This is a genomic window from Intestinirhabdus alba (genome assembly GCF_009711095.1).
GTDB lineage: Bacteria > Pseudomonadota > Gammaproteobacteria > Enterobacterales > Enterobacteriaceae > Intestinirhabdus > Intestinirhabdus alba.
Genome location: NZ_WMJZ01000058.1, coordinates 1 through 10,436 on the forward strand (window position 1 = coordinate 1; position 10,436 = coordinate 10,436).

The following is a 10,436-nucleotide window of genomic DNA, read 5'->3' on the forward strand; positions in this document are numbered from 1 at the left end:
CCTCTCCTTCAAAGGCCAGCACGTCAAGGGCGGCGTCGCAGACCCTGACCGCCAGAAGATGGTGGCTGTGGCTGAATAAGAGTGGTGTCAGACTGGCTGTCATGAGGATTCCCTGGTTAATTGTCCGTAAAAAGCGTTCTGATAACGCTGGCCCGGCGGATACCTTATCGCACGGAGCCAACAGCAAGCGGGTATCCCCGCCGGATCTGCAATAAAACCTACCGCCCCGCCTCCGCCGGCAGCTCGCGGGCAGAGAGCTGCGCATACAGGATCAGCAGCGCGTTCAGCGAAGACTCCGTCCGGGCGATCTGCGCCGCAGGCAGCGGCTGGTCCGCCGGGATCAGCATCAGCTGACGCAGCTGTTCCGCCACCGGCACGGCACCGTTAAACGACTGAGTAATGGCGAAAACCTCCGACTTCAGCTCGCTTACCGTCATATACTTGCCGCGTTTTTCATCCAGCGCGTTTAAGCGATTTGCCAGCTGTTGCAGCTGCGCCATCCCCTGATACCAGCCGTTGAGCTGCTCCGCGGGCAGCTCTGCGGCCCGCTGCTGCTGCTGCCACCGGTCCGCTAACGGTATTGCCTGCTCCGGCCACAGCGCCTGCGCCTGCTGTACCAGCCGTTGACCGTAGCGAAAATGCCAGTCCGGGGTCAGTTGCGCTATGCGCTCCAGCTGCTGCCCGGTATCGCGAATCCCCGCCTCCGGCGCGGGAGGGCTCTGCCGCAGCTCGTCTATCTCCCGATCGGAAAGCACAACGGGCAGCGGCCTCAATGAGGCCGCCAGCCGGGCCTGTACGGATTGCGGCTGCAGCAGGTTTTGCCAGCCCCATAGCAGCACCCCGCCCACCACCAGCATGGCTAAAGCGCCGGATAAAAACGCGCGCCAGGGCGTCGCCTGAACGGGCGGAGCGGCCGCCACCCCGACGTTGGGCTGCGGCTCCGGCTGCGCAATGTAGATCCATTGCACCCTCTCTGCCCTGGCCTCTTCAGGCTCGTGAACTGTATCGGCGCTGCCCGCAGGCAGCAAAATACCGGTTTGCGTCTGCGGTTCGTCATCCACCGGACTGCCGCTGTTCTCCAGCCTGACGGCGGTTGAATGCACCTGGTTACGCAAGGTTTCAAGCTGGCCGATGCCCTTTAACTCCTGCCGCTGCAGCACGTCGTCCAGCGCGCTTAAATGCTGCTCCACCTGGTAGAGCTGCTCAAGATCGGCGCAGGACAGGGACAGGGAACGCATCGTCTGCTGCAGCCGCTTGCTCAGGGCGCTAAGAATTTCCATACGCGCATGAACCGGCTGCGGCCAGAGGCTGCCCCACTGGCGGGATACCAGGGTGACGACGATCGCCAGCCCTTCGTTCATCCCATACAGCCCACAAATATGCGCGCGGGCCAGGGTATACCAGGCGGCGGTCTGCAGCTCCACGCCGTTTTGTTCAAACAGCGACAGGCAGAGCTTTTCCGCGCGGGGCCAGTTCACGTCGGGGCGCGCGGGATGGGTGAGTTTTTTTAGTTCATCACGCAGCGCGGTATAATCAGCCAGGGTACGAGGGTCACCTCCGCTACGGAGGTGGCGTTCAGAGAGTGTAGTCGTCATAGTAAAAGCGTCAGAGGCAGGCTAAATACGCGCCCGCGTCGCAATAAATTGTTGTTGTTTAAGGTGCCGCAGCAAAATTTTCCCTTCCGGCATAAACTCCGTGCCGTAGCGCACCAGCCCCGCCTCATGCAGCTCCGCGTCGATCGCGTAGCGCAGTTCTCCGGGCTGCGTCTGCGGGAGAATGACCACGTTCACGCTTTTCAGCCGCGGCTCATACTTCAGCAATACGGCGGAAAAGGTGGCCATCAGCTGATGCGCGGTGCCGGGCATTCCCTGCAATATGCGGGTCATATCCGGCAGGCCGTAGTCAGGAAGGTGCTTAATGCTTCCGGCGCGGGTATTAAGGATCCGCTGCATATTATCCAGCACCGACAGGATCAGCTGGTTCTCTTCGCTCACCTGATTCAGGTCGAGGCCGCCGGCAAAATTGCCGAACAGCATTTCATGTAAAGAGGGACGCGACATTTATTTCGCCCCCGGCGGCAGCAGGGTCAGCACGTTATTACCGGCCTGCAAAACGCGCGGCCGGTCCGGATCCAGCTCCTCCCGCTCCAGCACCTGCTTCCAGCCCTCCTTATCGATATCAGGATTGCGGAACAGGCCCACAACGGCGACAAACTTCGCTTCGCTCTCCATCGGCATGTCGAGTGAGGCATCTCCGCCCGGCCGGAGCACCACCTCGCGGCTTGCCAGCACATCCTCTTTCAGCAGACTGTCGCCTTCCGTCAGCAGCTGCTGGTAGGTGATTTTGTCGAACACCTTGCGATTTTTAAGCTGATAGATCCGCACCACCACCGGCACGGAGAGGGAGTTATTTTCACGGGTATCGATATTCAGCGCTTCACGGGCGGTAAAATCGAGGTGTAGCGTGGTGATTGTTTTATAAAAAACAGAGTTGAAGGCCGACTTCGTGCCCTCCGTCACGCTCTGCGTCAGGCCGCACCCCGCCAGGCCAAACGCCAGCGCCGGCAGCAGCCAGAGTCTGTATTTAGTCAAATTTGTACTTAACACGGCAATTTCCTTTTGTTTTTATCGCGGGCTGCAGGCCCCGGTAGTATCCCAGTTCGGTGGTAAAGGTTTCAGGTATGTCCTGCGGCAGCGTGTGGTTTTCCACGCCCAGCACGCCGTTCATTCCCAGCCACAGCGGCGCATCGCCCAGCGCAGGAACGGCCAGAAGCTGCGTCCCGACGGTCAGCGTTATCCGCGCCTTAAAGCGCCACCCCAGATAGACCCGCAGCATCACCAGAAAATCCCGATACAGCTGGCCATCCGGCTTCCAGCCCTGCGCCTCCCGCGCGTTATTGGTGGCAAGCGCGATTAACAGCTGGCTGTTGGCATCCATTGCTTCATCGCCGAGGGGCGTGTTGCCATCCAGCACGAAATCCTCATCGCCATAAAATCCCACTGGCTTGCCGACCTCAACGGGTCTCAGACAGTAAGGGCTTACCCTGACGCTGGTCTCCGGTGCCAGCAGCTGCACCAGGGCCTGCATTCCTTCCTGGGTTTTACCCGGCTGGCGCAGCACCCCCAGCAGCGCCAGAAAACGCGACACCGGCGTGGCGATATGGTTGGCCGTGCCGGGAATACCCAGCCCCACCAGCCCAAGCAGCGACTGCGAGATCGAATCGTTGCCGCCCGCTTCAAACGTCGCCGGGTAAGAGTATTTCCGCCAGATTCGATAAAACTGGGTCAGAATGCGGTGATTGAAAATGTCGAGAAATTCCTGCAGCGCCTCATGGCCTTCCCGTCTCTGGGTGATGTCATCGAGATAGGCGGTGGGCAGCGGCGAGTCGACGCCGTACAGGCCCATAAAGGTCGTGCGTATGACGGGTGGCCGATCGTCCCCCTCTTCCGGATACTCAACGGCCTTCAGCTCGCTGCCGGGAAACCCCATTCCCGGCCACGGGCTGAAGCGCACCGGATCGTCGTCCAGATGGCTGGTGCTGCCCAGCGGCGGCTTCCCGACCCGCTGCTTCTCCAGAAGCTGGCAAAAGCGGTAGAAATTGATCCGTGACAGGTCGGATTCCAGCCGGGCGCTTAGCCGGGAATACGACGATTGTGCTTCTCTTCCCATTCGAGCCGTTCTCCGGTTGGTTGCAAAGTAATAATCAGGCGGTTAAACAGGTAGATATCGGTGTACAGCGCAAAAAAGCGGCTCAGCATTTCGCCGAACAGGCAGATATCCCCCTTCCCGGCGAAGCCGTTGCTGTCAAGGGTGACGTCAATTTGCACCCCGCGCACCAGATACCCCTGCTCAAAGCGTTCAATTTCGCCATGGCGAACGTCAATAATCGCCTCAAGCCGCCGCCGGTTCATTTCGCTGTCGGTCCACTCATAGAGCGCCAGCGTGCCGCGCAGCACCTCGGCGTTATCCATCATCGACAGAAAACCGCTGCCCAGATGACTCAGCACGCGCCAGTGAAAGCGATCCCTGTCCGGCGGATAGCAGGGAAGCGTCGGCGCGCACAGGTTGCGAACGCCAATATTGACCGAGGTGGTTTTAACCACCGTGTCCAGTAGCGTACTCTGCAGCGCCCGCCGCGGCAGCTGTCCGTTGGTGCCGGTAAGCGTCAGCGACAGGCTCTCATCCGCCGGTACGCTATGATTGTCAAAGGCCTCTCCGCCGAGAATCAGCCAGGTGTTGTGCAGCCCTGACGCCCCGCGACGGATACGGGTGTGGTAGTAATATTCCGGCGCATCGTGACGCAGCATTCCGCCCTTATGGCGAAAGCTGGAGAATGGAATATAGGTCTGCCCGCTGGAGGACTGGACCGAATCTACAGAGTAAATTTCGGTATGGCCGTCCTGAATGCGCATCGGCCGCAGCATATACTCCGTTTGCAGGGAGTTGAGGGTCAGCGGATCGGACTCCAGCGGAAAGAGATTGATCACCGGCACGCAGTTCAGGCGCAGATGCTTCTCCGTAAAGCTGAAATCGTGCTCCCAGCGCTCCGTCAGCACCACGTCAATTTCAAACCACGGCAGCGCCGCGGGCAGCCCGGCGGCTTCCAGCCCCCGCAGCGCCGAAAACATAAACTTTTCCCGGAAGGTGAAATATTCCAGCAGCAGCTGATAGCCGCTGAAGCTGCTGTTTCCCTTTGGCCACAGCTGGTCATCTTCGGCAAACCCCTGGGCGGTAAAATAGCCGTCCAGCGGGCGACGATCGATATCACCGGGCAGGCGCAGCCATATATGCGCCACCTTCGTGGTAAACGCCTCATGCATCGCACAGGCCAGCGGCGCGTCCGCGCTGAAATAAAAAGGCAGAGCGCGGAGATCGATGCGGCTCCAGTCGGCGAGTTCGCTGCAGTTAAACCGAAGATTAATGACCGAACGGCCTTCAGGATCGGTGGTCAGCCTGGCGTGCGCCAGCGACAGCGGCAGGAGATGGATTTCGCGCGTGGAGGTATAGCGGCAGCGCGTTCTTTTTTCCCCAATCGGCTGCGAAAGCACCTCAAAGCCTTTGGCAATATGCATCGGTTCCTTAAGCCCACGCCAGTCAGGCGTAAACTCAACCACCGACATTGAGGGAATGGTGCGCAGGTAATGAGGCCACAGCAGGCTGACCAGCCCTTCGGTCAGCTCCGGCAAATCGTCGTCAAGCTTTTCGCGCAGGCGGCCCATCAGAAAGGCAAAGCCTTCAAACAGGCGTTCCACATAGGGATCGCGGGCTCCGGACTTATCGAGATTGAGCATTGCCGCCCGATCCGGATGTGCGCGGGCAAACTCTTCGCCAGCCTCAAGCAGGTAGCGCATTTCAGCGTCGTAATAACGCAGTGTTAAATCATCCATAATTATCCAGTTTCTGCTAAGAGCCTGTCCCGTCAGAGAGCGTGGGTGCAGACATCCTGACCCGTTTAGCGCAGACAACTCGTAACGTATGTGGATGCATACGCGACGATCGCCAGGGATTGCCCTGCGGTGCGTGCAAAACACCTTTGTGCTCTGCCGGGCGCTACCCGAAGTCAAAATGGCAAACATCCAGTCCTGGATGGGTGGGCTTTTTATAAATTATATCTATCTATACCCGTCATACTTCAAGTTGCAGGACAAAACCCAGCGCTGGCCCGTCAGGGCGAGTCTCATGGATGAGACGAGTAACCAGAAGCTAATGCATCTGCAACGTAAAGTATGTCGGGTATAAAGGCCAATTTATCTTCCCTGTCTGAATAGCTATGACGCGCAAAGCCAGAGTCATTATATGTTCGTATCCATACTATTACAAAGTGGGTTGAAACAATTAAACGGATCTATTGATACGGTATAATTTTCTTATTACAATTTTCCTCCGCCTGACACCTCAGCGCGGCATTATTCATCCGTCACGCCCCTTCAGACGCGACGGTGATAAAAATAGCCGTTGTGCGCGGTCTGCTGAATTATATTCATGGTAACCATATATCATCTGGCCGATAGCGATCGTTATTAAAAGCAAATACGCGGCACATTTTATCGAACGCCTCCGCCACAGCGTTTATACCCGTCATACTTCAAGTTGCATGTGCGTTGGCTTTATTCGGCCCGAGGGCCTCACCCTAAAGGGCCGCCGCCAGCGGCGTTCAAATCAGCTAAACTGATTTGTCCTCGCTCACCCCGGTNCACTGCGTTGCCGCCTTCCTGCAACTCGAATTATTTAGGGTATATACCCGCCCTACTTCAGGCTGCAGGTGCGTTGGCCTGGCCCGACGGTGCGCCGGCCACGCGCGCTAAGTCTTTGCCGAAAACAGGCGGCTGGCTCCGGTCAGCCTTGTTTACCCGCCCTTTTGTCGCACCCGATCGGTAAAACGCTTCAGGGCTGTATTAATTTTTTATAGCACAGTCTCCCTGGTTTTTTCTCCAGCCTGTAGTTATTAAATCCGTCGCTCACCGTGAGCTGCGCGGCGCATCCCCCCCTCGAGGAAGAGAGAAGAAATATCTGCCCGCCGCCGCCGGAGGAATTATATTCATAGCGCCCGTGTACTCTCCAGCCGATATCAATTTGCCTGTTACTTTTTATTAAGGAAGAAAAGGAGGCGACGACCTTCAGCGTTTTTCCCGGTTCAATCATTGCTGGCCGGTTTTTTAGTCTTCGGTCGACCTCTGCCGGCCCGGGTTCCCCAACGCCGGCCGGGCTTTCGTAACTATACAGATAGAGGCGACCGCTCGTATTATTCTCTATCAGGATAAAAGGCCTGAAAGGCAACAAATAAACTCCAGCAATAAATACGATCGTAAAGATACAACATAATAATAGTATTCTTTTCTTCACCGTCCCTTTCCCCCCGGGCGCGCCGGATAATTCCAGTCACCGCGTCGGCGTGCCTGTTTTGCTGCGGGGTCGGGCTTCAGGAGGGATTATTGGCTTTTCCTCCACAACAGACTGCGCAACCCGCGCGGCACCGTTACTGCGCGTGCACTGGCGGTTGTATTCCACCGTAGCGGCATTGGGGACCCGCCTGTGGCCGTCCCGGCCTGCTTCCCGGACCGCCACAGATTATCGGCGCGGGCGTCAGCACGCTACTTTTTTTGCCGGCACAGGGCATCATTAAGAGCATATTTTGTTGAGAGACCCGGCATCCAGCCCGTCGGAATTCCCTTACAGGCTGCATAGCCGCGCTCTTTAAGCTGATACTGATAATAGAATTTAAAAGTAAATCCCGATACGACAGCGATAATCAGCCCACCAATAAACCAGCGAAACAGGCGATAACTTTTCTTTTCGGGCAGGCGCTGCCCCTTTACTGCGGTATAAAAACCTGCCAGCGTTAATGGCAGAATCACCATGCAGGAAAAAATCAGGCAAATCGCGCCGGTAGAGAAAACCACCACCTGCGGAAACGCCAGATATTCCCTTAAGGAGAGCAGGCCGACCCAGCTGGCACCGGCCGACAGCGCCAGCATAAGGATGCTCCAGATAAAAAGAAACGCTCTCATTTTTATCGTCAGAGCGTGCATTATAGGATCCTCGGCGTGATGCCCCGCAGGCTATCTCTGATGAACGCGCGAATTTCGCTCTCCACAACCCGTGCGCCTTTCTCCAGCATCCGCCCTGCCAGCATGGCACCTAAATCCCATATTCCCTCCTCCATTTCTCTGGCTTTCTGCACAAACTCCTGCTGTGCGGCTTCAATATACTCGATGACTTTATCCGTCACGCCAAACTTCTCATCCAGCCAGCTTAACAGCAGGGCGGCCCCCAGCCCGACCGCCACCACCGCAACGGTCGGGCCAATAACAAAGGGAAAAACAGCGCCTGCGGCCATGCCTGCGCCCCAGGACACAACGGAGGCAACGCCGATTTTAACCACATCCGTTGCCAGTGACCCCATAAACTCGGCCAGCGAAGTCTCATCATTCAGGATAAAGTCGAGAATTCTGTACGCCGCGGCAACATAGAACGTCAGGCGCGCGCTGCTCACAACGTTTTTTGCTATTCCTGCTCCGCCATATTTCCCCAGCCCCAGATCGACCATTTTGGGGTTTCTGGCGGCAAAAACGGGCGCATTTAAAACCTTCCGGATGCCCGGATAGCCCGTAAGCTTGATAAGCTCGCTGCCCTTATGATTAACATAATGAGTAGCCCGAATACCAAAACTTCCCAGCTTTTGAATCAGCATGGAGGCGGTAACGATATCTCTGCCATTCACGCCGTAGTTGATTATCCACTGACCCGGTGCCGAAAGCGTAAAGGATACCCAGCCGGCCTTTACGTCTGCCCAGCCCCACTCCTGCAATACCTCAACGGTTTCTTCTGCGGTTAATAGCATGACGTCATGATTATTGCTTTTCATGAGCATCCGCACCCGCTCATCGGGTAAATCGTGCGTATTACGCAGCACCGGATAGTCCGGACGATGGCCTGACGGGCTTTTTTCACCCGTCAGATAGCCGGGTAATACCGGCGCGGTTTCGGTAGCGGAACCCGCGGCGGCGGCTGATGACGAAGCGACTTTTTCATAGGTATCCTGCAGCATCGACGGGATAAACCGTGACCGACAGGGACAGCTGCTGATGCTGTCCAGGGTGCCGGCCATCATTCGCCCGTGCACGACGTCGTTGGCAATACCGCCGGCAATCATAAAAACGCCGGGAAAGATGCCGCAGCTGACTTTATCCCTGTCCCTCGCAACGGCTTTACCCAGAATAGTATGATCCTGGCTGCCTTCCAGAATCCGACCGCCGCAGGAGGTTCGATCGCCCTGTACAAGGTAATAACCTTTCGCCACTTTTTTCTCCCTCCAGTAAGTTAGCCGCACAGCACCGCGGCGCGCGCCGGATCCAGGGTAATCAGCCCGGAAAGCAGCGCATCCAGTTCCGGTTGTAGCCGCGCTTTGTCCGCTTCGCTACGTCCCGCTTTTGCCCGCATCAGCTTCAGGCGGCGGGCTTTCACTTCAAACATTAGCTCCGGCGTCCACTGCTGCAGGGTGAGTGTTGTTGCTCTGTCATCCAACTCGCCCAGCAGGTGCAGCGCCATCTCATTTTTACCGTACTGCTCCGCTACCCGCGCCATCAGCAGCCGCATCAGCCACTGTTCGCGCGGTGCCGAAAGGCCAGGACGAGCCTGCAGCCAGCTCAGCGCAGCTTCGATGCCGTCGCTGTCCGCCAGCGCCAGAACTTCAGGTTCAAGGGTGAGAATTTCATCCGCCATCGGCAGCGTCACCGGGACGGTTTCATTTTGCCAGGCACCGGGATCGTCCATCACTTTCTCGCCGATCCAGCCCATCGTCACCTCGTCAGCAAAGGGGGTTCCATCGTTAAAGGCCAGGCTTTCCAGCCCCGGCAGCCGGGAGAGCAGTCCCCGGAGATCGCGGCAAATAATATCTGCCCGCACGCTGTCGGCGTCGAGCCGGGTCAGCGCCTGCCAGGTATACCACTGAATATCCAGCCAGAGGTGATTCACCCCCTGCGCCAGCAGCGTATCGGTCTGCTCCAGCAGTTCAGACCAGCTCTGCTGCAGGTACAGGCGCTTAAGGTGCGCGCGATGATCCGGCTTCGGCGGTGCCAGGCGGGTTCGCCCGCTGGCGTCCAGCGGCGGCAGCTCCGTCAGCGTGTCCCAGCGAACGCTTTTCATCAGGTGATGGCCGGCAAGCCAGCCTCCCGGCCGATCGCGCAGATACTTCGCCAGCACTTTGGCCTGGTCAAGCAGGTCGCGCCCCGACATCACCGCCGTTATTACCGGCGCGGCCGGCGAAGATGAAGCCGCTGGCGCGTTCTCCTCCCGGCTGTTTTGCGGCACCAGGCTCTCTGCTCCGCCGCTTTGCATCAGGCGATTTTCCAGCGCCTGGTATAGCGCCGCCAGCTGCGGGCGCGACGCCTCCGGCAGCTGCTGCACGGCCCGTTCTACCAGCACAAGCGCGCCGGCAATCCGCTGCATCACCGCAACGTCAGCTTCCGGCCAGAGCGAAAGGCTGTCGAGCATTCGCCCGCTACCCAGCCACTCCAGCGCCGATTTACGACTGCGATCGCGCTGCGGATGCAGCTGAGCGCCGTAGCGCTGTAGTATGCCGGCCAGCAGCTCCAGCCCCTCGGCCAGCCCGCTCTCGCCATCTTTATGCAGACGCGCCCAGATATAAAACGTGACGGCCCGCAGATCTTTACTCACCGTGGTCAGCAGCTTTTCCGCCAGCGTGCAAATAAGCTCGGTATCAATGCCAGAAAGCCGGTTGACCTCTTCGCGAATGCGCTCAAAGTCGTCATCATAGCCCGCATCGTCCCCACAGGGGCTGGCATCGCTTAAAGGCTCCAGCCAGCGCGCCCAGTCGCGGGTATACGCCCGGGACTGCTCCGTCAGGGTCGCTTCGTCTGCCGCACAGGCTTTTAGTAAACTTTGCAGGCTCGTCATTATTCCACTCCGTCCATGTC

Annotated in this window: 9 protein-coding genes; all 9 read right to left on the minus strand. The window is 58.1% G+C overall.

Annotated features, from left to right (window positions below; all coding sequences use genetic code 11):
- Positions 1-218: 218 nt before the first annotated feature.
- The gene (locus tag GJV78_RS21550; protein WP_155110162.1) at positions 219-1,595 is read right to left on the minus strand and encodes a VasL domain-containing protein; all 1,377 of its coding nucleotides are present in this window, start codon (positions 1,593-1,595) and stop codon (positions 219-221) included.
- 21 nt (positions 1,596-1,616) lie between these two features.
- Complete coding sequence (gene tssE, locus GJV78_RS21555) at positions 1,617-2,060, minus strand: type VI secretion system baseplate subunit TssE (protein ID WP_155110163.1); 444 nt, start codon at positions 2,058-2,060, stop codon at positions 1,617-1,619.
- The gene (gene tssJ, locus GJV78_RS21560) at positions 2,061-2,606 is read right to left on the minus strand and encodes a type VI secretion system lipoprotein TssJ (RefSeq protein WP_167519697.1); all 546 of its coding nucleotides are present in this window, start codon (positions 2,604-2,606) and stop codon (positions 2,061-2,063) included. It abuts the gene before it with no gap.
- The gene (tssG, locus tag GJV78_RS21565; RefSeq protein WP_155110164.1) at positions 2,584-3,669 is read right to left on the minus strand and encodes a type VI secretion system baseplate subunit TssG; all 1,086 of its coding nucleotides are present in this window, start codon (positions 3,667-3,669) and stop codon (positions 2,584-2,586) included. The genes tssJ and tssG overlap by 23 nt, the downstream gene beginning before the upstream one ends.
- A complete protein-coding gene (gene tssF / locus GJV78_RS21570; protein WP_155110165.1) occupies positions 3,633-5,387 on the minus strand; it encodes a type VI secretion system baseplate subunit TssF in 1,755 nt (584 codons plus the stop codon). The genes tssG and tssF overlap by 37 nt, the downstream gene beginning before the upstream one ends.
- A 997-nt stretch (positions 5,388-6,384) precedes the next feature.
- Positions 6,385-6,843, minus strand: coding sequence for a hypothetical protein (locus GJV78_RS21575; protein ID WP_155110166.1), 459 nt, complete (start codon positions 6,841-6,843; stop codon positions 6,385-6,387).
- Between the two features lie 248 nt (positions 6,844-7,091).
- The gene (locus GJV78_RS21580) at positions 7,092-7,529 is read right to left on the minus strand and encodes a DUF1240 domain-containing protein (protein ID WP_155110167.1); all 438 of its coding nucleotides are present in this window, start codon (positions 7,527-7,529) and stop codon (positions 7,092-7,094) included.
- Positions 7,529-8,800, minus strand: coding sequence for a PAAR domain-containing protein (locus GJV78_RS21585; RefSeq protein WP_167519699.1), 1,272 nt, complete (start codon positions 8,798-8,800; stop codon positions 7,529-7,531). Before GJV78_RS21585 ends, GJV78_RS21580 begins: the two co-directional genes overlap by 1 nt.
- 20 nt (positions 8,801-8,820) lie before the next feature.
- Complete coding sequence (gene tssA, locus GJV78_RS21590) at positions 8,821-10,416, minus strand: type VI secretion system protein TssA (protein ID WP_155110168.1); 1,596 nt, start codon at positions 10,414-10,416, stop codon at positions 8,821-8,823.
- Positions 10,417-10,436: the final 20 nt, after the last annotated feature.